Source organism: Streptomyces sp. NPDC041713, from assembly GCF_055591085.1.
Genome location: NZ_JBVIZY010000012.1, coordinates 145,362 through 167,565 on the forward strand (window position 1 = coordinate 145,362; position 22,204 = coordinate 167,565).

The window sequence follows — 22,204 nt, forward strand, 5'->3', positions numbered from 1 at the left end:
CGGGGGCGCCGCTCCGTACCGCATTCCCCTTCGCCGTCACAGGAGTTGCGCGAAGTGATTGTACGGACCGCATACGAATGAGTACGCTCCGTACCCCATGCGACCACTTCCGCCCGGGAATCTTCCCCTGGAACTGAACTCCTTCGTCGGGCGCGACACCGAACTCGCCGAGCTGGCCACGGCGTTGGAGGCCGGGCGGCTCGTCACCGTGACCGGGGTCGGCGGGGTCGGCAAGTCGCGCCTCGCCCTGCGGGCCGCCGCCCGCACCCGGCTGCGCGACGGCGCCTGGCTGGTGGACCTCACGACGCTGCGCGATCCGGACCTCCTGGAGCACGCGGTCGCCGAGGCCCTGGAGCTCACCGACCACACGCGCCGGCCGCCGCGACAGGTGCTGCTCGGACACCTCGCGGAGCGGGAACTCCTCCTCGTCGTCGACGGTTTCGAGCACCTCGTCGACGCCTGCGCCTGTCTGGTGCGCGAGCTCCTGACGCACTCCCCCGGGCTGCGGGTGCTCGCCGTGGGGCGCAGGCCGCTGGAGACCGGAGGCGAACGGCTCCTGCCGCTCGCACCGCTGCCGGGGCCGGACGCGGCGGCGCTCTTCACCGAGCGGGCGGCGGCCGGCCTGCCGGGCTTCGTCGTCGACGACGGCAACCGCGCGGACGTCATGGAGCTGTGCCGCCGCCTGGAGGGGATCCCGCTCGCCGTGGAGCTGGCCGCGGGCCGGCTGCGGGCGCTCTCCCCCGCACAGCTGCTCACCCGGCTCGACGACCGGTTCCGGGTGCTCACCGGCGTGCGGCGCGAGGCGCCGCCGCGCCATCAGACGCTGCGCACCGCCATCGGCTGGAGCCACGAGCTGTGCGCGCCGCGGGAGCGGCTGCTGTGGTCGCGGCTCACCGTGTTCGCGGGCCAGTTCGACTTGGAGGCGGCCGAGTACATCTGCGCCGGGGACGGCCTGCGCGCCGAGGAGGTGCTCGACGTACTCGACGAACTCCTCGCGCAGTCCGTGCTGACCCGCGAGGAGTGGCCCGCGGGGGTGCGCTACCGCATGCTCGACACGGTCAGGGCGTACGGCGCCGACTGGCTGGCGGCGGCCGGCGAGAGCGAGCGGATGCGGCGCAGGCACCGCGACTGGTACATGGGGCTCGCCACCTGGTGCGAGCTGGACTGGTTCTCGCCGCGCCAGCCCGAGGTCGCCGCCCTCATCGACGCGGAACTGCCCAATCTGCGGGCCGCGTTGGAGTTCTGCCTGACCGAGCCGGACGAGGCCCACCTCGGGCAGTACCTCGCGGGCACGCTCTGGTTCTACTGGGTGGGGTGCGGGCGGCTCGCGGAGGGCAGGCACTGGCTCGACCGGGCCCTCGAACTCGACGGCGGCCACGACGACTCGCGGCTCAAGGCGCTGTGGGTGCTCGGTTATGTGGCGGTGCTGCAGGGCGACGCGGTCGCGGCGCTCGCCGCGCTGCACGAGTGCCGGGAGGGCGCGGAGCATTCTGGCAGCGCGGTCGCCGCGGCGTACGCGGAGCACCGCATCGGCTGTCTGGCCCTGGTGACGGACGACCTGCCGCGCGCCGAGACACTGCTGCGCTCGGCGCTCGACCGCTACCGCACGATCGGCGAGCTGAACAGCAACGTCCTGATGGGGCAGGCCGAGCTCGCCATGGCGCTGGCCTTCCGCGGCGAACTCGGCGCCGCGGTGGAGCTGTGTGAGCACGTGCGCCTCGTCTGCGAGGACCACGGGGAGCGCTGGGCCCTCGCGTACGCCCTCTACGTCCTCGGTTACGCGGCCTGGACCCGCGGTGAGGCGCAGACGGCGCGCGAGCTGCTCGCCGACGCGCTCGATCTCGACCACCGCTTCCACGATCTGCTGGGCACGGTCCTCTCCCTCGAACTGCTCGCGCTGTTCACCGTGACGGAGGGCGATCCCGCAGAGGCCGCGGTGCTGCAGGGGGCGGCGGCCCGGGTGTGGCCCTCGGTGGGTCTGCCGCTGTTCGGCTCGGCCCATTTCGGCGGCCCGCACGCGCTGTGCGAGAAGCGGGCCCGCGCGGCGCTCGGCGACGAGCGGTACGAGGAGTGCGTACGGGCGGGCGCGGGCCTGGAGCTGGACGCGGCGGTGGCGCGGGCGCTGCGCACCGGCCCCGGAAACGACCGAACCCGCCGCCTGCCCCGCCCTGAGGGGCGGGGAGGCGACGGGCTGAAGCAGGGTGAGCTACGTCCGGGTCAGCGGGCGTAGTACTCGACGACGAGCTGCTCGTCGCAGATCACGGGGATCTCCTTGCGGTTCGGGTCGCGGTCCAGGCGGAAGGCCAGGGCCTTCAGGTTCACCTGGAGGTAGCGCGGGGTCTCGCCGTCGGCGGCGAAGCCACCCTCGCGGGCGACCTGGAACAGCGGCTTCTCGCGGCTGCGCTCGCGGACCATCACGACGTCGTCGGGACGGACGCGGTACGACGGCTTGTCGACCTTGCCACCGTTGACCTCGATGTGGCCGTGCACGACCATCTGGCGGGCCTGGTAGATCGTGCGGGCGATGCCCGAACGCAGGACCAGGGCGTCGAGACGACGCTCCAGCTCGATGACCAGGGCCTCACCGGTCTTGAGCTGCGTCTTGGACGCGCGCTCGTAGGCACGGACGAGCTGGCGCTCGGACAGGTCGTACTGCGCGCGCAGACGCTGCTTCTCGAGCAGACGGACCTTGTAGTCCGAGTTCTGCTTGCGCCCACGGCCGTGCTCGCCCGGCGGGTAGGGGCGGGCCTCGAAGTACTTGACGGCCTTCGGGGTCAGCGCGATGCCGAGGGCACGCGACTTCTTGACCTTGGGGCGGGACTGGTTCGGCATGAACCAACCTCTCTGTTTCTTGTGAATTCGGCTTCACCAGTGGTTAGGGGAGGTCGCATCCGCAGCCTGGGAAACCTTGCGAGCCAGGGGCTCGCCAGGCAGCCGCTCCCTGGTCTGGGCACTATGTGCAGCACGCGAGTGGCCCACCGACCGATTCCCGGAGTACGAGATGGTGGTGGGCTGCCCGCGACACCTTCGACGGTGCGCGACGCTCCTGGATCCCCGGTGCCTCGCGGCGGTGGGGTTCCGGCTGGATGTCCCGATCTGGTGGCGCCGGTACGGGACCGGCACGGGACGCAGCGCTTCGGGCAAGTGTACCGGGTCGCCGGGGGTGCCCCCACCCGGCCCCCGGCGGCGGGCTACGTCTCGGGCTGCTCGCCCTTGAGGCGGGCGCGGACCCGGTCGACCACGTCGGCGTACCGCGCCTCGGCGCCGTACCGCGTGGGCTGGTAGTAGCGCTTGCCCTCGATGGTGTCCGGTGCGTACTGCTGGGCGGCGATGCCGCCGGGGACGTCGTGCGGATACACGTACCCCTGGGCGTGGCCGAGCTTGGCCGCGCCCTTGTAGTGGCCGTCGCGCAGGTGGGGCGGGACGGGGCCGGCGAGGCCGCCGCGGACGTCGGCCTGGGCCTGCTGGATGGCGATCGTCGCGGCGTTCGACTTCGGGGCGAGGGCGAGGGCGATCGTGGCGTGGCTGAGGGTGAGCGCGGCCTCCGGGAAGCCGATCATCGCGACAGCCTGGGCGGCAGCGACCGCGGTGGGCAGGGCGGTCGGGTCGGCGAGGCCGATGTCCTCGCTCGCGGAGATCATCAGGCGCCGGGCGATGAAGCGGGGGTCCTCGCCCGCCTCGATCATGCGGGCCAGGTAGTGCAGGGCCGCGTCGACGTCCGAGCCGCGGATGGACTTGATGAGCGCGCTCGCCACGTCGTAGTGCTGGTCGCCGTCCCGGTCGTACTTCACGGCGGCCCGGTCGACGGACTCCTCCAGGGTCTGGAGGGTGATCGTCTTCTCGCCCTGGGCGAGGGCGGAGCCCGCGCCCGCCTCCAGGGCGGTGAGGGCACGCCGGGCGTCGCCGCCCGCGATGCGCAGCAGGTGGTCCTCGGCCTCCTCGGGCAGCTCGACGGCGCCGCCGAGCCCCCGCTCGTCGGCGAGCGCCCGGCGGAGCAGGCCGCGCAGGTCGTCGTCGGTGAGCGGTTCGAGGGTGAGCAGCAGGGAGCGCGAGAGCAGCGGGGAGATGATCGAGAAGTACGGGTTCTCGGTGGTCGCCGCGATCAGCGTGACCCAGCGGTTCTCCACGGCGGGCAGCAGGGAGTCCTGCTGGGCCTTGCTGAAGCGGTGGATCTCGTCGAGGAAGAGGACGGTCTCCTTGCCGTGGCCGCCCATCGCCCGGCGCGCCCCGTCGATGACGGCGCGCACCTCCTTGACGCCCGCGGTGATCGCGGAGAGCTCGACGAAGCGCTTGTTCGTCGCCTTGGAGACGACGTACGCCAAGGTGGTCTTGCCGATGCCGGGCGGGCCCCACAGGAATACCGAGGAGGGTCCCGCGGGACCTCCTCCGCCCTCGCCGACCAGGCGGCGCAGGGGCGAGCCCGGCTTGAGCAGATGCTGCTGGCCGACGACTTCGTCGAGGGTGCGGGGGCGCATCCGGACGGCCAGGGGACTGCTGGACGGGTCCTTCTCCTGGCGGTCTTCGGCTGCGGCGGTGAACAGGTCGGGCTCCACGTCAAGAACCCTATGTCACCCCACTGACAATCCCGCGGGGAGCCGGTTCCACCCGCTCGGAGCCTGCCCGGGCCCAGGCTCTCAGGCCCAGAGGTCGGCGCCCCAGCGCGTGAGGATCAGCATCGCGATGACGCCGGTGTGCATCACGGGGAGGGCCCAGGTGAAGTCCGCGAGGAAGCTCCTGGCCCAGGCGGGGGCGGGCAGGAATCCGGCGCGGATGTTGGACGAGGTGACGTACCAGAACATCACGAGCGTGATGACCCAGGCGAGCGTGCACCAGAGGCAGAGCGCGTTGATGTGGTAGAGCGACTGGATCATCAGCCAGGTGCAGAAGCCGACGCCGAAGAGCATGCCCGCGTTGAACGTGAGCCAGTACCAGCGGGGGAAGCGGGCGCCGGCGAGGAGGCTCATGCCGACGCAGATCACGATCCCGTAGGCGACCAGGCCGAGCATCGGGTTCGGGAAGCCGAAGGCCTCCGCCTGCTCGCTCTTCATGATGCTGCCGCAGGCGACGACGGGGTTGATGCTGCAGCCCGGCTGGAAATTCGGGTCCTTCAGGAGCTCGAACTTGTCGAGGGTGATGACCCAGGAGGCGAGCAGGCCGGCGGCGCCGGTGATCACCAGGAGCAGGGCGAGCGCGCGGCTGCCGCCGACGGCACCGGAAGCGCCCGAACGGTCCCGGTCGTCCAGGGCGTCGTCCTTCGCTGACATCGTTTTGCTCATCACGCCGTTCCGTCGCTTGTGGTGGCCGCGGGCACGCACATTGTGCCGCACGCTCCTGTGTGTCCACCGTTCGATGGACATAAGGAGGCACGTACGGGGGTCCCGATGTGTTCGGTTCGGCGGGAGGGTTGACGGCATGACGGACGACGTGGCGGGCGGCACGGCAGAGGCCACGCCGGAGAGCGTGGACTCCGGCGGCGTGAACTCCGACGTCTGGAACCGGACTTTCCGGCTCTGGGACACCTACTTCGCCGTGGTCTGGCTGGCCACGCTCGCCTTCGTCCTCGGCACGGCGGACGCGGACCGGCCCGTCCGCGGGGTCACCGCCGCGCTGCTCCTGCTGCTCGTGCCCTGGTACATCGGCGTCGGACGGCCGGTCCTGATGAGCGAGGGCAGCGACGCCCGGCGGGCGCACCTCTACGTCGCGGGCACGATCCTGCTGTTCCTGCCGCCCGGCACCCTGGTCGGTGAGACCCGGCTGATGGCCTTCGCGCTCATCCCCCAGTGCTTCATGGCGCTGCGCACGCGCCCCGCGCTGGTCGCGATCGTCGTCGTCAACCTCGTGCCGGTGACGCTCTGGGCGGTGCTGTGGCGGCCGACGTCGCAGGACGTCTTCTACAACGTCCTCTTCGCCGCGGTCACCCTGGTCTTCTCGGTGGCCGTCGGCGTCTGGACGCTGCGCGTCATCGAGCAGAGCGCCGAACGCGCCGGTCTGATCGCCAAGTTGCGGACCAGCCGTGCGGAAGTCGCCCGGCTCTCCGCCGAGCGCGGCGCCCTCGCCGAGCGCGAGCGCATGTCCCGGGAGATCCACGACACCCTCGCGCAGGGCTTCGCCAGCGTCCTCATGCTCGTCCAGGCCGTCGACGCGGAGCTGGACCGGAACATGCCCGCCGTCCGCCGTCACCTCGCCCTGATGGAGGCCACCGCACGGCAGAACCTCGCCGAGGCACGAGCCCTGGTCGCCGGGGGCGCCCCCGCCGATCTGGACGGCGGCCCGCTGCCCGAGGCGCTGCGCCGGCTCGCCGCACGGCACGGGGCCGATGTCGCCGTCACAGGCGAGGCGCGGCCCCTGCCGGCCGGCCTCGAAGTCGTCGCCCTGCGCTCCTGCCAGGAGGCTCTGGCCAACGTGCGCAAGCACGCCGGTTCCGGCGCCGCGGCGCACGTCACACTGGCGTACGGGGAGGGCTCGCTGACGCTGGTGGTGCGGGACGAGGGCAGTGGTTTCGATCCCGGGTGCGCACCGCCCGGCTACGGGCTGCGGGGGCTGCGGGCCCGCGTCGCCGAGGTCGGCGGCACCGCCGAGGTGACCAGCGGCCCCCGGGAGGGTACGACGGTCGCCGTGGTGCTGCCCGTCCCCGCCCCCGTACCGGAGAGGAGCGCCCCGTGATCCGTGTCGTGCTCTCCGACGACCATCCCGTCGTACGCGAGGGGCTGCGCGCCATGCTCAGCGCCGAGCCCGGTCTCGCGGTCGTCGGGGAGGCGTCGAGCGGCCCGTGCGCGGAGGCGCTGGTGGCCGAACTGCGCCCCGACATCGTCCTGATGGACCTGCGGATGCCCGGCGGGGGCGGCGTCGACTCCATCGAGCGGATGGCCGCCGCGGGGCTCGCGTGCCGGGTCATCGTGCTCACGACGTACGAGACCGACCGCGACATCCTGCGTGCCGTGGAGGCGGGCGCCGCGGGCTATCTGCTCAAGGACCTGGCCCGCGGTGAACTGGCCGACGCCGTGCGGGCCGCCGCGCGGGGCGAGACCGTCCTCGCGCCGTCGGTCGCGGCGCGCCTGGTGGACCAGTTGCGCGCCCGGCCCGAGCGGCCGCGGCTCTCCGGGCGGGAGACGGCCGTGCTGCGGCTCGTCGCCGAGGGCTGTACGAACGCGGAGATCGGGCGTCGGCTGTACGTCGCCGAATCCACGGTGAAGACGCATCTGCTGCGCGCCTTCGGCAAGTTGGACGTCGACGACCGCACCGCAGCGGTGACGACTGCTCTGCGCCTCGGCCTCTTGGACTGAGCCCCGCCCCCCCGGAGCGAGATCGCGAGGCCCTGGAGCGAGGTGCCGGGGCCTCTGCCCCGGACGGCCCCGCTCCCCAAGCGCCGCAGAGGCCCTTCTACTTGCCCAGCTTCGCCTTCAGCGTCGCCACGAGGTCGTCCACCGCGACCGCGTCCTGCTCCCCGGACTCCATGTCCTTGAGCTGGACGACGCCCTCGGCGAGGTCGCGCTCGCCCGCGACGACGGTGAAGCGCGCGCCGCTGCGGTTCGCGTTCTTCATCGCGCCCTTGAGGCCCTTGCCGCCGAAGCTGAAGTCCGCCGCGACGCCGGCCTTGCGCAACTCCGTCACCTTGGCGAACAGGACGCGGCGCGCCTCCTCGCCGAGCGGCACCGCGAACACGCTGGTGGACGCGGGGAGTTCGAGCTCGACGCCCTCCGCCTCCAGGGCCAGCACCGTGCGGTCCACGCCGAGCGCCCAGCCGACCGAGGGCAGCGAGGGGCCGCCGATCATCTCGGACAGACCGTCGTAGCGGCCGCCGCCGCCCACCGCGGACTGCGAGCCGAGGCCGTCGTGGACGAACTCGAAGGTGGTGCGCGTGTAGTAGTCCAGGCCGCGGACCAGCTTCTCGTCGTCCTCGAAGACGACGCCCGCCGCCGTGATCAGCTCGCGGACCTCCTCGTGGTACGCCTTGCAGGCGTCGCAGAGGTGGTCGCGCAGCGAGGGCGCGCCCACCAGCTGCTTCTGGACGTCGGGACGCTTGTCGTCGAGGACGCGGAGCGGGTTGATGTCGACACGTCGACGTGTCTCCTCGTCCAGGTCGAGCCCGCGCAGGAACTCCTGCAGCGCGGCCCGGTAGAGGGGACGGCACTCCTTGTCGCCCAGCGAGTTGAGCAGGATGCGGAAGTTGCGCAGGCCCAGGGCGCGGTACGCCTGGTCGGCCAGGATGATCAGCTCCGCGTCGAGCGCCGGGTCCTCGGCACCGATGGCCTCGGCGCCCACCTGGGAGAAGTGGCGGTAGCGGCCCTTCTGGGGGCGCTCGTAGCGGTAGTACGAGCCCGAGTACCAGAGCTTGACCGGGAGGTTGCCGGCCTTGTGGAGGTTGCCCTCCAGGGCGGCGCGCAGCACGGAGGCGGTGCCTTCGGGGCGCAGCGCGAGTTCGTCGCCGCCCTTGGTGGTGAAGGCGTACATCTCCTTGGTGACGATGTCGGTGGACTCACCGACACCGCGGGCGAAGAGCTCGACGTTCTCGAACCCGGGCGTCTCGATGTAGCCGTAGCCGGAGTCACGCAGCGGCGCCGCGATGGCCTCGCGCACCGCGAGGAACTTCGCGGAGTCGGGCGGCAGCAGGTCGTAGGTGCCCTTGGGGGCCTTGAAGGTGCTCACGGAATTTCTCTCGTCACATTCCTCGTCGCGGGGCGGACATGTCGTCCGCGCCCAAGCCGGCGGCCACCTGCCGCAGATACGGGTTGGTGGCGCGCTCCTGGCCGATGGATGTCTGGGGGCCGTGGCCGGACAGCACCACGGTCGAGTCGTCGAGCGGCAGGCACACGCGGCCCAGTGACTCGAGGATCTCGGTGTGGCTGCCGCCGGGCAGGTCGGTGCGTCCGATGGAGCCGGCGAAGAGCAGATCGCCCGAGAAGAAGACCGAGGGGACCTCGGACGTCTCGGGCATCCGGAAGGTCACCGACCCCTTCGTATGGCCCGGCGCGTGCGCGACGGAGAAGTCGAGGCCCGCCAGCTTCAGGTCGGCGCCGTCGGACAGCTCCCGCAGGTCGTCGGGCTCCCCCACGGTCAGCTCGCCCATCAGCGGCATCCCGATGGAGCGGCCGAGCGCCTTCTCGGGGTCGCTCATCATGTACCGGTCCGAGGGGTGGATCCACGCGGGGACGTCGTGCGCTCCGCACACCGGGACGACCGAGGCGACATGGTCGATGTGGCCGTGGGTGAGGATGACCGCGACGGGCTTGAGCCGATGCTTCTCGAGTGCGTCCTCGACTCCCTGGGCGGCCTGGTGGCCCGGGTCGATGATCACGCACTCCTCGCCTGCGGCGGGGGCGACCACATAGCAGTTGGTGCCCCAGGCCCCGGCGGGGAACCCGGCAATGAGCACGATCGTCCTTCGTTCGTCGTCCGGCGGGGGAACCGCGGCCCCCGGCGGGAGAACGCGGCAGATCAGAGCCTACCGGCGCTGCCGATTCCACAGGTAACCCATATACGGTACGGGGCACATTCAGGTGGTCCCGGAATGGGTCCCAGGACAAGGGGAGAGACCCGGTGGTCAGCAACGAGCAGCGGCGGCGGCAGCTCGCCCGGGAGAAGTTCGCGCGCCAGCAGGAGCGGCGGGAGGCCGCGCGGCGCCGGGCCCGGATGCGCAACGCGGTGATCGCGGGGGCGCTCGCGGTGGTCGTGGCCGGTGCCGCGGTGTCGTACGCGGCGGGCGCCTTCGACGGCGACGAGGCGGCGAAGGACGACGCGGCCGCGCAGCCGAAGGATCCCTGCAAGAAGGCGGCGCCCGGCGCCGTGAAGCCGCTGAGCTTCAAGAAGGAGCCGGCGCTCACCATCGACAAGTCGGCAAAGTACCGGATGAACCTCGCGACGACGTGCGGCGACATCGGCCTCGATCTGGACGCGGCGAAGGCCCCGCACACCGTCAACTCGTTCGACTTCCTGGTGAACAAGGGCTACCTCGACCACACCAAGTGCCACCGCCTGACCACCGGCGGCATCTACGTCCTGCAGTGCGGTGACCCCAAGGGCACCGGCGAGGGCGGCCCCGGCTACTCGATCCCGGACGAGAACCTCAAGGACAAGCGCCTGAAGGACAACGTGTATCCGGCGGGCACGGTCGCCATGGCGAACCAGTACGACGCCGCGAAGAAGAAGGGCCGGAACACCGGCGGCAGCCAGTTCTTCCTGGTCTACCAGGACAGTCAGCTGCCGCCCGACTACACACCGTTCGGGACCATTTCCGATTCCGGGATGAAGGTCCTGAAGAAGATCGCGGCCGCCGGCGAGAGCAGTGGTCGGGGCGACGGCGCACCCAACGCGACGGTCGTCGTGGACAAGGCCACCGTCACCAAATCCTGAGGCCCGGTGGGCAAACTTCAAACGCGCGGGATGCGGACAGCCGCCCCGCCGGTCGCCTATGTTGGCGGTGACGAAACTGTGGACGATGCCGGGGGCCCGAAGGCCCTGCGCAGGCATCATGTGGAGGAGGCGCTGTGAGCAGCGACCCGTGGGGCCGCGTCGACGAGACGGGGACCGTGTACGTGCGTACGGCCGACGGCGGCGAGCGAGTGGTCGGTTCGTGGCAGGCAGGATCTCCGGACGAGGCCCTCGCCTATTTCGAGCGCAAGTACGACGGTCTGGTCGTCGAAATCGGACTTCTCGAGCGCCGGGTGAAGACGACCGACCTGTCCGCCAAGGACGCCATGACCGCCATCGGCCATCTGCGCCAGCAGGTCGACGAGGCGCACGCGGTCGGCGATCTGGACGCCCTGGGCAAGCGGCTCGACAAGCTCGTGGAGAGCGTCGAGTCGCGCCGCGAGGAGCGCAAGGTCCAGAAGGCCAAGCAGTCCGACGAGGCGCGGCACGCGAAGGAGGCCCTGGTCACCGAGGCCGAGGAGCTGGCCCAGAGCGAGCAGTGGCGGGCGGCCGGCGAGCGGCTGCGGGCCCTGGTGGACACCTGGAAGGGTCTGCCGCGGCTCGACCGCAAGTCGGACGACGAGTTGTGGCACCGCTTCTCGCACGCCCGCTCGGCGTTCTCCAAGCGGCGCAAGGCGCACTTCGCGTCCCTCGACGCGCAGCGCGAGGACGCCCGCAAGGCCAAGGAGAAGCTGGTCGGCGAGGCCGAGGCGCTGTCGAAGTCGACGGACTGGGGTCCGACGGCGGCGCGTTACCGCGAGCTGATGGCCGACTGGAAGGCCGCGGGCCGCGCCCAGCGCGAGCACGAGGACGACCTGTGGAACCGCTTCCGCGGCGCCCAGGACGTGTTCTTCGCGGCGCGCAGCTCGGTCTTCGCCGAGCGCGACGCGGAGCAGGGCGAGAACCTCAAGCTCAAGGAGGAGCTGGCCGACGAGGCCGAGAAGCTCGTCCCGGTGACGGATCTGAAGGCGGCCCGTGCCGCGTTCCGTTCCATCAACGAGCGCTGGGAGGCCATCGGCCACGTCCCGCGGGACGCCCGCCCGAAGGTCGAGGGCCGGATGCACGCCGTGGAGCGGGCGCTGCAGGAGTCCGAGGAGGCCGAGTGGCGCCGGACGAACCCGGAGGCACGGGCTCGGGCCGCGGGCCTGACGGGGCAGCTGCAGGCGGCGGTGGACAAGCTGACGGAGCAGATCGAGAAGGCTCGCGCCGCGGGCAACGACGCCAAGGCCGACAAGCTCCAGAAGGAGCTCGACGGCCGCCAGGCGCTCCTCGACCAGGCCCTCAAGGGTCTGCACGAGTTCGGCGGCTGACACGGCCCGCACGGCACATGGGTCCGCCCCCGGCGCGAAGCGTCGGGGGCGGACCCATGTGTGACGGGCGGCAGGGTCCGCGCGTCGGCCTCAGGGCCTGCGCGTCGAGGTGACCCGGTAGACGTCGTAGACGCCCTCCACCCCCCTGACCGCCTTGAGGACGTGCCCCAGGTGCTTGGGGTCGCCCATCTCGAAGGTGAAGCGGGAGGTGGCGACGCGGTCGCGGGAGGTCTGGACGGCCGCCGACAGGATGTTCACGTGCTGGTCCGAGAGGATGCGCGTGACGTCGGAGAGCAGCCGCGAGCGGTCCAGGGCCTCGACCTGGATGGCGACCAGGAAGACCGAGGACTGGGTGGGCGCCCACTCGACCTCCAGGATCCGCTCGGGCTCACGCGAGAGCGAGTCCACGTTGACGCAGTCGCTGCGGTGCACCGATACGCCGCTGCCGCGGGTGACGAAGCCGATGATGGGGTCGCCGGGGACGGGCGTGCAGCAGCGGGCCAGCTTGACCCACACGTCCTCGACGCCCTTGACCACGACGCCCGGGTCGGCGTTGGAGCGGCGCTTGCTGCGCCCGCGCGAGGGCGGCGCGCTCTCGGCGATGTCCTCGTTGGCGGCCTCCTCGCCGCCCAGGGCCTGCACGAGCTTCTGCACGACGGACTGCGCGGTGACGTGGCCCTCGCCGATCGCCGCGTAGAGCGAGGAGATGTCGGGGTAGCGCATCTCGTGCGCGAGGGTGACCAGGGAGTCGCCGGTGAGGATGCGCTGGATCGGCAGGTTCTGCTTGCGCATGGCCCGCGCGATGGCGTCCTTGCCCTGCTCGATCGCCTCGTCGCGGCGCTCCTTGGAGAACCACGCGCGGATCTTGTTGCGCGCCCGGGGCGACTTGACGAAGCCGAGCCAGTCGCGGGAGGGGCCCGCGCCGGCCGCCTTGGAGGTGAAGACCTCCACCAAGTCGCCGTTGTCCAGGGTGGATTCGAGCGGTACGAGGCGGCCGTTGACCCGTGCGCCTATGGTGCGGTGGCCGACCTCGGTGTGCACCGCGTACGAGAAGTCGACCGGGGTCGCGCCCGCGGGCAGCGCTATGACGTCGCCCTTGGGCGTGAAGACGAAGACCTCGTTGCGCGAGAGGTCGAAGCGCAGCGATTCGAGGAACTCGCTGGGGTCTTCGGTCTCCTTCTGCCAGTCGAGCAGCTGGCGCAGCCACGCCATGTCGTTGAGGTGGTCGTCCTTGCCGGTCTTCTTCGGCACGTCGGTGCGCACCTTGGAGGCGCCGGCGACGGCCTCCTGCTTGTACTTCCAGTGCGCGGCGATGCCGTACTCGGCGCGGCGGTGCATGTCGAAGGTGCGGATCTGCAGCTCGACGGGCTTGCCGTTGGGGCCGATGACCGTCGTGTGCAGCGACTGGTACATGTTGAACTTCGGCATCGCGATGTAGTCCTTGAACCGGCCGGGGACCGGGTTCCATCGCGCGTGCACGGTGCCGAGGGCGGCGTAGCAGTCGCGGACCGTGTCGACCAGGACGCGGATGCCCACCAGGTCGTAGATCTCCGCGAAGTCGCGGCCGCGGACGATCATCTTCTGGTAGACGCTGTAGTAGTGCTTGGGGCGTCCGGTGACGGTGGCCTTGATGCGGGCGGCGCGCAGGTCGGCCTGGACCTCGTCGGTCACTATGGCCAGGTACTCGTCGCGCTTGGGGGCGCGCTCGGCGACCAGGCGCACGATCTCGTCGTACATCTTGGGGTAGAGGATCGCGAAGGCGAGGTCCTCCAGCTCCCACTTGATGGTGTTCATGCCCAGGCGGTGCGCCAGCGGAGCGTAGATCTCCAGGGTCTCGCGGGCCTTCTTCTCCTGCTTCTCGCGCTTGAGGTAGCGCATGGTGCGCATGTTGTGCAGGCGGTCGGCGAGCTTGATGACCAGGACGCGCGGGTCCTTGGCCATGGCGACGACCATCTTGCGCACGGTCTCGGCCTGCGCGGCCTCGCCGAACTTGACCTTGTCCAGCTTGGTGACGCCGTCGACGAGCAGGGCGACCTGGTCGCCGAAGTCGCGCTTGAGGGTGTCCAGGCCGTACTCGGTGTCCTCGACGGTGTCGTGCAGGAGCCCGGCCATCAGGGTGGCCGGGTCCATGCCGAGCTCGGCGAGGATGGTCGTCACGGCGAGCGGGTGCGTGATGTACGGGTCGCCGCTCTTGCGCTTCTGGCCGCGGTGCCAGCGCTCGGCGACCTGGTAGGCCCGCTCGATCTGGCGCAGCGTCGCCGTCTCGATCTTGGGGTCGTTGCTCCGCACTATGCGCAGCAGGGGCTCCAGGACCGGGTTGTACGGGTTGGAGCGCTGGACGCCGAGCCGGGCGAGGCGGGCCCGCACGCGGTTGGAGGAGCCCGAGCGCGCGGGCTGGCCGGTGGCGGGCCGGACGGCGGGGGCCGTCGGATGGTGGTCGGCGGGCGGCTTCGGGCGGGGCTGCTCGGCCGGTTTGTCGCCCCGGGAGACCTCTCCCTTGGCGCGCTGCGCGGACGTGCCGGCCTGCGCGCCGTCTGCCTTGTTCGCGGACGCGCCGGTGCCCGCCGAGGCCTGCTGGGCCTTCTGCGCGGCCTTGGCGGCGGTGAGTGGCTGGGACTCGTCTGGCAAGAGCGCTCCCTGTGCGCGATCCGGGTCCCCCGGTCAGGCCCCGAAGAACCCATGGTATCGATCCTGGGCCGCAGGGTCGCCTTCGGCCGGTGGGACGCCTCTGTACTGGAGAAACGTGCGGGACGATCGGTGGATTCCCGCGGTCACCGCCGCCGGCGTCCGTCGGTCCGCCCGGTGCGGTGCCCGTCGCGGTCCGGGTCCCCGCGTGGGCCGGGTCCAGAGCGGGAACCGGCCGAAACGGCGACGGGCGCCCCGGCAGGTACCGGGGCGCCCGTCGCGTCGTGCCGCGAGCCGTCTCAGACGGTGATCAGCGCCTCCAGCGGCGCCCCGGCGAGGGCGGGCTCGAGCCGCTGCCGGCCGTCGAGGAAACCGAGCTCCATGAGAACCGCGACCCCGGCCACCTCGGCGCCCGAGCGGCGGATGAGCTCCACCGAGGCCGCCGCGGTGCCGCCGGTGGCGAGGACGTCGTCGATGACCATGACGCGGTCGCCCGCGGCCAGGTCCTCGGCGTGCACCTCGATCTCGGCGCTGCCGTACTCCAGGTCGTAGGCCTGCTTGAGCGTCGCTCCGGGCAGCTTGCCCGCCTTGCGTACGGGGACGAAGCCGAGCCCGGCGCGGACCGCGACCGGGGCGCCGAGGATGAAGCCCCGGGCCTCCAGACCGACGATCTTCGTGGCGCCGTGCCGCACGCTGAGGTCGGTCAGCGTGTCCGTGAGCGCCGAGAACGCGGCCGGGTCCGCAAGGAGCGGGGTGATGTCCTTGAACATCACGCCCGGCTTGGGGTAGTCCGGCACGTCACGGATGCGGCTGACGAGCAGCTCCGTGACGTCTGCGAGCTCGGTCATCGGCGCTTCCCCGAGGGGCGGCCCTTGCCGCGGTTGCGGGACGGCGGCTGCGTACGGGGCCCGACGACCGCCGGAGCGGCGTCACCGAGCTCCTCGTCCCGCGCGTACTCGTCAGCGGCGGACTCCGGCGCCTCCGCCGACTCGCCCTTGGCCGCGGCCGCCGCGCGCTTGGCGAGCACCCGCTTCTTGAGGGCCTTCATCTGCGGCTCGCGCTCCTTGAAGTCGGCGACGAGCGGCGTGGCGATGAAGATCGAGGAGTACGCACCGGCCGCGAGGCCGACGAACAGCGACAGCGAGATGTCGTTGAGCATGCCGGCGCCGAGCACGCCGCCACCGATGAAGAGCAGGCCCGCCACCGGGAGCAGCGCGACGACCGTGGTGTTGATGGAGCGCACCAGGGTGCCGTTGATGCTGCGGTTGGCGAGTTCGCTGTACGTCCACCGGGTCTGCTTGGTGATGTCCTTCGACTGCTCCTTCAAGCTGTCGAAGACCACGACCGTGTCGTAGAGCGAATAACCGAGGATGGTCAGCAGACCGATCACCGTGCCGGGGGTGACCTCGAAGCCGACCAGTGCGTACACACCCACGGTGATGGTGATGTCGTGGATGAGCGCGATGAGCGCCGCCAGGGCCATGCGCCACTCGAAGGCGATGGCCAGGTAGATCACCACCAGGACCATGAAGATCGCCAGGCCCTGCCAGGCCTTGTTGGCGATCTGCTCGCCCCAGCTGGGGCCCACCAGGTCGGCGTCGATGTCGCCGGCCTTCACGTCCAGGTCCTCGGCCAGCGCCCGCTTGATCTGGTCGGACTTCTTGATGTCCACGCCCGCGATCTGGATGCGGAGCTTGTCGCCGCCCAGCTTCTGGACGATCGCGTCGTGACCGGACGCCTTCTCCGCCGACTCCTCGGCCTGCGCCACCGAGACGCTGGTCTTCGGGGTGTTGAAGACGGCGCCACCCTCGAACTCGATGCCCATGTTCAGGCCGCGCACCGCCAGGCCGACGATGGCCGTGATGGTGATCAGTATCGAGATGCCGTACCAGATCTTGCGCTTGCCGACGAAGTCGTAGCCGACCTCACCGCGGTAGAGCCTGGCGCCGAGATTGCCGAGCTTCGACATCTCACGCCTCCTTCGGGTCGACAGGGCCGGCGGGGGGAGCGGTGCGGCGGGACCGGCGCAGCGGGGGCTTGGCGCCGAGCCGCTTCGGGTCGAGGCCGGACCACTTGTGGCCGCTCGCGAAGAACTTCTTGCGCGCCATGAGCGTCATCAGCGGCTTGGTGAAGAAGAAGACCACCACGACGTCGAGCAGGGTGGTCAGGCCGAGCGTGAACGCGAAGCCCTGCACCTTGCCGACCGTGACGACGAAGAGCACGGCGGCGGCGAGGAACGACACGAAGTCGGAGACCAGGATGGTGCGCCGGGCGCGCGGCCAGGCCCGCTCGACGGCGGGACGCAGCGTGCGGCCCTCGCGGATCTCGTCACGGATGCGTTCGAAGAACACGATGAACGAGTCCGCCGTGATGCCGATGGCGACGATCGCACCACACACCGCGGGCAGGTTCAGCGCGAACTTAATGGTCGGGCCGAGCAGCGTCATGATCGTGTACGTCAGCGCCGCGGAGACCAGGAGGCTCGCGATGGCGATGAGCGACAGGCCGCGGTAGTACGCCACCAGGTAGATGATGACGAGCGCGAGGCCGATGGCGCCCGCGATGAGGCCGGCCTGGAGCTGCTCGCCGCCGAGGGCGGGGCTGACCGTCGTGACGCTCTGCTCGTGGAAGGTGAGGGGCAGGGCGCCGTACGACAGGATGTTGGCGAGGTCCTTCGCCGACTCCTGGTCGAAGCTGCCGGAGATCTCGGCGTTGCTGTTCAGGGTCGTGCTGACGCTGGGCGCCGAGGCCACTTCGCCGTCGAGGACGATCGCGAACTGGTTCTGCGGCGGCTGCTGCGTCTTGATCTTGCTGGTGACCTCGGAGAACTTCTTGGAGCCACCCTTCGTGAACTCCATGTTGACGACCCAGGCACCGGTCTCCTGCCTGATGGCCGCCTTGGCGTCGTCGACGTCCTTACCGTTCAGCTCGGCGGGGGCGAGGATGAACTTGTCCCACGTCTTGCCGTCGGGGCTCTTGCCGCAGGCGACCGTCGGGTCGGAGGGCTTCACGCCGCGGCCGGCCTCGGCGCGGGCCTTCTTGTCCGTGCAGTCGAGCTTGGTGAACTTCTCCTGCAGCTTGGCGGTGGCCGGGTCCGGCGTCGGCGCCTTGTCGTTCTTCTTGCCGTCCTGGCCGTCCTTGGCCTTGTCCGACGGCGTCGGGTCGGCCTTCAGGGCCTCGCTGACGGCGCGGCCCTGCGGCGACGGGTCGCCGGACGGGGAGTTCGCCTTGTCCGTGGCCTTGTCGGTGGCCTCGTCCTTGCCCTTGTCCTTGCCCTTCTCCTTGTCCGTACCGGACGAGGGGCTGGCGGAGGGGTCGGGCTGGGGCTGGCCGGGGGCCTGCGTGATCACCGGACGGAAGTAGAGCTGAGCGGTCGTGCCGACCTGCTCGCGCGCCTGCTTCTCGTTCGAACCCTTGGGGATGTTGACGATGATGTTCTTGTCGCCCTGGGTCTGAACCTCGGCCTCGGAGACACCCAGACCGTTGACGCGGTTGTTGATGATGTCAACCGCGGTGTTCATGTTGGTCGGGTTGATCGCGTCCTTCTGGCCCGGCTCGTTCTTGGCCTCGAGCGTGATGCTCGTGCCGCCGGCGAGGTCGATGCCCAGGCGCGGCGTGGTGTGCCCGGAGAGGAACATTCCCCCGGTCAGCGCCACGAGGGCGATCAGGATGAAGACCAGAGAGCGTCCCGGCTTGCCCGGGGCGCTCTGCCTTCGGCCCTTCTTCGGTGCTGCCACCTTCTCGTTCTCCCTGTCCAACCGCCCGGCGTCCGGTCTTCCCCCGTAAGCGTCGGAGGTCCGGGCGGGCGGCCATGAAGTGGTGTCGAGATTCGGCGCGAAATGCACGTGATCCGGGGCCCGAGGAGCGCGAGCGGCGCGCCCCACGGGCCCCGGTCGTGACTACTTCGCGTCGGACTCGCCGTCGGTCTTCTTCGGCTCCGCGTCGTCGGCCCCGGCGGCCGCGTCCTTCTTGCCGAGGTCGATGGGCGAGTCGTCGGAAGCGTCGGCGGGCTCGTCGGTCTCGGTCAGGGAAGAGGCGTCGTCCGGAACGACGGGGGTGTCCTCTTTCAGGTCGTCCTCGGTGCCGTGCACGATGCGGTTGTACTCGTCGTCGTCGAGGACGGCACCGATCGAGTTCTTCGCGTAAACGGCGTGGACACCGGGGGCCACCTCAAGGAGGACGGCTTCGTCGTGAACCTCCTTGACGGTGGCGTACATGCCCCCGATCGTGCGGATGCCGGTGCCGGGATGCATTTCGTTACGCATCTGCGCGGCGGCCTGCTGCTTCTTCTTGGCAGACCGGGTCATCAGGAACATGGCCCCGATGAGCACGATGAAGGGGAGGAGGGTCACGATATTCACGGGACGGAGTTTCCTTCGCAGACCGCGCAGGTAAGCGGCCATGGGGATGGGGGTGGGTACGCCACCCGCAAGGGCGGCATCGGCGGAGTCTAAGCGAGTCCGCACCTAACGAACAACGCTCAGCATGGCACCGCAGTTCCTGAGGGGTCGACTCTCCGCGCCGTTGCCTCTCGCCCGCGGTGCCCTACCGTCCTTATCACGTCCCGAACAGGTCCTGTTGTCCCTTTCCGCCCGCCTGACGCGGGGGGACGAGGCCGAGGTGCGCCCACGCCGCGGGGGTGCCGACGCGGCCGCGCGGGGTGCGGGCGAGCAGTCCTTCCCGTACGAGGAAGGGCTCCGCCACCTCCTCGACCGTCTCGCGCTCCTCCCCCACCGCGACCGCGAGCGTCGACAGACCGACGGGCCCGCCGCCGAACAGTTTGAGCAGGGCCTCCAGGACGGCGCGGTCGAGGCGGTCCAGGCCGCGCCCGTCGACCTCGTAGACCGCGAGGGCCGCGCCCGCGATGTCCCTGTCGATCGATCCGTCGGCCTTGACCTGGGCGTAGTCCCGGACGCGGCGCAGCAGACGGTTGGCGATACGGGGCGTGCCGCGCGAGCGGCCCGCGATCTCGGCGGCGCCGTCGGGGTCGATCTCCACATCGAGCAGCTGGGCGGAGCGGTGCACGACCCGCTCCAGCTCGGCCGGTTCGTAGAACTCCATGTGGGCGGTGAAGCCGAAGCGGTCGCGCAGCGGCGGGGGCAGCAGGCCCGCGCGCGTGGTGGCGCCGACCAGGGTGAAGGGCGGCAGCTCCAGGGGGATGGCGGTGGCGCCGGGGCCCTTGCCCACGATGACGTCGACGCGGAAGTCCTCCATCGCCATGTAGAGCATCTCCTCGGCGGGCCGCGACATCCGGTGGATCTCGTCGAGGAAGAGGACCTCGCCCTCCTGGAGGGAGGAGAGGATCGCGGCGAGGTCGCCCGCGTGCTGGATGGCGGGGCCGCTGGTAATGCGGATCGGGGCGCCCATCTCGGCGGCGATGATCATCGAGAGGGTCGTCTTGCCGAGGCCGGGCGCGCCGGAGAGCAGCACGTGGTCGGCGGTGGCGCCGCGCGCGCGGGCCGCGCGCAGGACGAGGTCGAGCTGTTCGCGGACCTTCTCCTGCCCGATGAACTCGCCCAGGTCCTTGGGGCGCAGGGCGGCCTCGACCGCCTGGTCCTCGCCGTCGGCGACGGATTCCACCAGCCGCTCCGCGGCGGGCCCGACGAGCCGGTCGGCCGTGGCGTCGGCGTCGTCGGTCGTGTCGTCCCAGTTCATGCGGTGTGCCTCGCGATGCGGTTCTAGGGGCTGGCGGGTGTGCGTGCCCGGGGCTAGCGGGTGCGGTTCAGGGTCTGGAGCGCGGCCTTGAGGAGCTGGCCGACCTGCGGGGTGCCTTCGGTGGCCTCGGCCTGCGGGGTGACGGCGGCGACGGCCTCGTCGGCCTCGCGCGTGGCGTACCCGAGGCCGATCAGGGCGGCGTGCAGCTGGTCGCGCCAGCCGGAGGTGACGGCGGTGCCGATGGCGGGGCCGCCGGTGCCGAGGGGCTCGCCGAGGCGGTCCTTGTACTCCAGGAGGAGCTTCTGGGCGCCCTTCTTGCCGATGCCGGGGACGGCGGTGAGCGCCTTCTCGTCACCGGTGGAGACCGCGCGGCGCAGGGCGTCCGGGCTGTGCACGGCAAGCATGGCCTGGGCCAGGCGCGGGCCGACGCCGCTCGCGGTCTGCAGCAGCTCGAAGGTCTGGCGCTCGTCGTCGTCCGCGAAGCCGTAGAGCGTGAGGGAGTCCTCGCGGACGACCAGGGAGGTGGCGAGCTTGGCCTGCTGGCCGACGCGGAGCGTGGAGAGCGTGTTCGGCGTGCACTGGACGGCCATGCCGATGCCGCCCACTTCGAGCACCGCCGCATCGGGGGCGAGGGCGGCGACCGGGCCGCTGACGAAGGCGATCATGGGGTACGGCCTTTCTGTGCTGTCGGGGCCGTGGCCCTGGGGTTCCGGGTGGGGGTGGTCGGCGCGGGGGTGGTTCCGGCGGTCTGTGCGGCGTGCCGGGCCACGGCCTGCTGGAGGCGGTTCTGGGCGACCGCCTGCTGCAGACGGCTCTGTGCGGGGGCGCGCCAGATGTGGCAGATGGCCAGGGCCAGGGCGTCCGCGGCGTCGGCGGGCTTGGGCGGCGCGTCGAGCCGCAGGAGGCGGGTGACCATCGCGCCCACCTGGGCCTTGTCGGCGCGGCCGCTGCCGGTGACGGCGGCCTTGACCTCGCTGGGGGTGTGCAGGGCGACGGGGATGCCGCGGCGCGAGGCGCAGAGCATGGCGACGGCGCTGGCCTGGGCGGTGCCCATCACCGTACGGACGTTGTGCTGGCTGAACACGCGCTCCACGGCGACGACTTCGGGCCGGTGCTCGTCGAGCCACTGCTCGATGCCCTGCTCGATGGCGACGAGCCGATGGCCCAACTCGGCGTCGGCGGGCGTGCGGACGACGCCGACGCCGCGCATCGCGAGCGGCCTGCCCGCCACTCCTTCGACCACCCCGACACCGCACCGGGTGAGTCCCGGGTCGACCCCCAGCACGCGCACGTTAGCCCCTCCCATCGCCTGTCCGTGCAGGCTATCGGGTCCCTCTGACAACGCGACGGGCCGACGGGGGTGTGTCCCGTCGGCCCGTTCGCACCCCGCACGGGGCGCAGGTCTGTGCGGAGCGCCTACGCGTCGACCTTCGCCATGACCTCGTCGGAGACGTCGAAGTTGGCGAAGACGTTCTGCACGTCGTCGCTGTCCTCCAGGGCGTCGATCAGCTTGAAGATCTTGCGGGCGCCCTCTTCGTCCAGCTCGACCTGCATGGTCGGGACGAAGTTGGCGTCGGCCGAGTCGTAGTCGATGCCGGCTTCCTGGAGGGCGGTGCGGACCGCGACCAGGTCGGTGGCCTCGCTGAGCACCTCGAAGGTGTCGCCGAGGTCGTTGACCTCTTCGGCGCCCGCGTCCAGGACGGCGCCGAGCACGTCGTCCTCGCCCAGCTCGCCCTTGGGCACGATCACGACGCCCTTGCGGTGGAACAGGTACGAGACGGAGCCCGGGTCGGCCATCGAGCCGCCGTTGCGGGTCATGGCGACGCGGACGTCGGACGCGGCACGGTTGCGGTTGTCGGTGAGGCACTCGATGAGCACCGCGACGCCGTTCGGGCCGTAACCCTCGTACATGATCGTCTCGTAGTCGGCGCCACCGGCCTCGAGACCGGCGCCGCGCTTGACCGCGGAGTCGATGTTCTTGTTCGGGACCGAGCTCTTCTTGGCCTTCTGGATGGCGTCGAAGAGGGTCGGGTTACCCGAGACGTCGGCGCCGCCGGTGCGGGCCGCGACCTCGATGTTCTTGATCATCTTCGCGAAGAGCTTGCCGCGCTTGGCGTCGATCACGGCCTTCTTGTGCTTCGTCGTAGCCCATTTAGAGTGGCCGGACATCTGCCTGTCTCCTTCGCGTTACCCAACAACCAGTAAGA

Annotated in this window: 19 protein-coding genes; 5 read left to right on the forward strand and 14 right to left on the reverse strand. The window is 71.1% G+C overall.

The genetic code is table 11. The features are described 5' to 3' along the window. Positions 1–97: 97 nt before the first annotated feature. On the forward strand, positions 98–2,230 hold the full coding sequence (locus ACZ6CV_RS30345; RefSeq protein ID WP_469254152.1) for an ATP-binding protein: 2,133 nt from the start codon (positions 98–100) through the stop codon (positions 2,228–2,230). Here the strand turns inward: ACZ6CV_RS30345 and rpsD are convergent. From rpsD to ACZ6CV_RS30360, 3 genes are all read right to left on the reverse strand, one after another. After that, positions 2,218–2,832, reverse strand: coding sequence for a 30S ribosomal protein S4 (gene rpsD, locus ACZ6CV_RS30350; RefSeq protein ID WP_355818996.1), 615 nt, complete (start codon positions 2,830–2,832; stop codon positions 2,218–2,220). The two genes, ACZ6CV_RS30345 and rpsD, sit on opposite strands and share 13 nt — an antisense overlap. A 359-nt stretch (positions 2,833–3,191) precedes the next feature. Next, positions 3,192–4,553, reverse strand: a complete 1,362-nt coding sequence (locus tag ACZ6CV_RS30355) for a replication-associated recombination protein A (RefSeq protein WP_469254153.1) — start codon at positions 4,551–4,553, stop codon at positions 3,192–3,194. 81 nt (positions 4,554–4,634) lie between these two features. Further along, positions 4,635–5,264: a vitamin K epoxide reductase family protein gene (locus ACZ6CV_RS30360; protein ID WP_469254154.1), complete on the reverse strand. Its 630-nt coding sequence runs from the start codon at positions 5,262–5,264 to the stop codon at positions 4,635–4,637. Between the two features lie 148 nt (positions 5,265–5,412). Between ACZ6CV_RS30360 and ACZ6CV_RS30365 the strand changes: the two genes are divergently transcribed. Next, positions 5,413–6,663 carry a sensor histidine kinase gene (locus ACZ6CV_RS30365; RefSeq protein ID WP_469254155.1) on the forward strand — a complete coding sequence of 417 codons (1,251 nt, stop codon included), beginning with the start codon at positions 5,413–5,415 and terminating at the stop codon, positions 6,661–6,663. Then, on the forward strand, positions 6,660–7,283 hold the full coding sequence (locus ACZ6CV_RS30370) for a response regulator (protein WP_469254156.1): 624 nt from the start codon (positions 6,660–6,662) through the stop codon (positions 7,281–7,283). The genes ACZ6CV_RS30365 and ACZ6CV_RS30370 overlap by 4 nt, the downstream gene beginning before the upstream one ends. Before the next feature lie 97 nt (positions 7,284–7,380). On the opposite strand, the gene hisS is transcribed toward ACZ6CV_RS30370, so the two are convergent. After that, a complete protein-coding gene (hisS, locus tag ACZ6CV_RS30375; RefSeq protein WP_469254157.1) occupies positions 7,381–8,646 on the reverse strand; it encodes a histidine--tRNA ligase in 1,266 nt (421 codons plus the stop codon). A 13-nt stretch (positions 8,647–8,659) separates the two neighbouring features. Further along, on the reverse strand, positions 8,660–9,373 hold the full coding sequence (locus ACZ6CV_RS30380) for an MBL fold metallo-hydrolase (RefSeq protein WP_469254159.1): 714 nt from the start codon (positions 9,371–9,373) through the stop codon (positions 8,660–8,662). A 164-nt stretch (positions 9,374–9,537) separates the two neighbouring features. Here ACZ6CV_RS30380 and ACZ6CV_RS30385 point away from each other — a divergent pair, with 164 nt between their 5' ends. Both ACZ6CV_RS30385 and ACZ6CV_RS30390 read left to right on the forward strand, forming a co-directional pair. After that, complete coding sequence (locus ACZ6CV_RS30385) at positions 9,538–10,350, forward strand: peptidylprolyl isomerase (RefSeq protein WP_469254161.1); 813 nt, start codon at positions 9,538–9,540, stop codon at positions 10,348–10,350. Positions 10,351–10,484: 134 nt separating this feature from the next. Continuing rightward, complete coding sequence (locus ACZ6CV_RS30390) at positions 10,485–11,717, forward strand: DUF349 domain-containing protein (RefSeq protein ID WP_469254163.1); 1,233 nt, start codon at positions 10,485–10,487, stop codon at positions 11,715–11,717. 90 nt (positions 11,718–11,807) lie between these two features. On the opposite strand, the gene ACZ6CV_RS30395 is transcribed toward ACZ6CV_RS30390, so the two are convergent. From ACZ6CV_RS30395 to ACZ6CV_RS30435, 9 genes are all read right to left on the reverse strand, one after another. Beyond that, the gene (locus ACZ6CV_RS30395) at positions 11,808–14,345 is read right to left on the reverse strand and encodes a RelA/SpoT family protein (RefSeq protein WP_469254165.1); all 2,538 of its coding nucleotides are present in this window, start codon (positions 14,343–14,345) and stop codon (positions 11,808–11,810) included. 296 nt (positions 14,346–14,641) lie between these two features. After that, a complete protein-coding gene (locus ACZ6CV_RS30400; protein WP_469254167.1) occupies positions 14,642–15,190 on the reverse strand; it encodes an adenine phosphoribosyltransferase in 549 nt (182 codons plus the stop codon). Next, entirely contained in the window at positions 15,187–16,311 is a 1,125-nt protein-coding gene (gene secF, locus ACZ6CV_RS30405; RefSeq protein ID WP_469254169.1) for a protein translocase subunit SecF, read from the reverse strand. Before secF ends, ACZ6CV_RS30400 begins: the two co-directional genes overlap by 4 nt. Before the next feature lies 1 nt (position 16,312). After that, complete coding sequence (gene secD, locus ACZ6CV_RS30410; RefSeq protein WP_469254170.1) at positions 16,313–18,079, reverse strand: protein translocase subunit SecD; 1,767 nt, start codon at positions 18,077–18,079, stop codon at positions 16,313–16,315. 162 nt (positions 18,080–18,241) lie between these two features. Beyond that, the gene (gene yajC / locus ACZ6CV_RS30415) at positions 18,242–18,703 is read right to left on the reverse strand and encodes a preprotein translocase subunit YajC (protein WP_469254172.1); all 462 of its coding nucleotides are present in this window, start codon (positions 18,701–18,703) and stop codon (positions 18,242–18,244) included. Between the two features lie 196 nt (positions 18,704–18,899). After that, positions 18,900–19,997, reverse strand: coding sequence for a Holliday junction branch migration DNA helicase RuvB (gene ruvB, locus ACZ6CV_RS30420; RefSeq protein ID WP_469254174.1), 1,098 nt, complete (start codon positions 19,995–19,997; stop codon positions 18,900–18,902). Positions 19,998–20,050: 53 nt separating this feature from the next. Then, positions 20,051–20,662: a Holliday junction branch migration protein RuvA gene (gene ruvA, locus ACZ6CV_RS30425; protein WP_362371580.1), complete on the reverse strand. Its 612-nt coding sequence runs from the start codon at positions 20,660–20,662 to the stop codon at positions 20,051–20,053. After that, entirely contained in the window at positions 20,659–21,288 is a 630-nt protein-coding gene (gene ruvC / locus ACZ6CV_RS30430) for a crossover junction endodeoxyribonuclease RuvC (RefSeq protein ID WP_469254176.1), read from the reverse strand. Before ruvC ends, ruvA begins: the two co-directional genes overlap by 4 nt. 125 nt (positions 21,289–21,413) lie before the next feature. Continuing rightward, positions 21,414–22,166: a YebC/PmpR family DNA-binding transcriptional regulator gene (locus ACZ6CV_RS30435; protein WP_469254177.1), complete on the reverse strand. Its 753-nt coding sequence runs from the start codon at positions 22,164–22,166 to the stop codon at positions 21,414–21,416. Between the last annotated feature and the right edge of the window lie 38 nt (positions 22,167–22,204).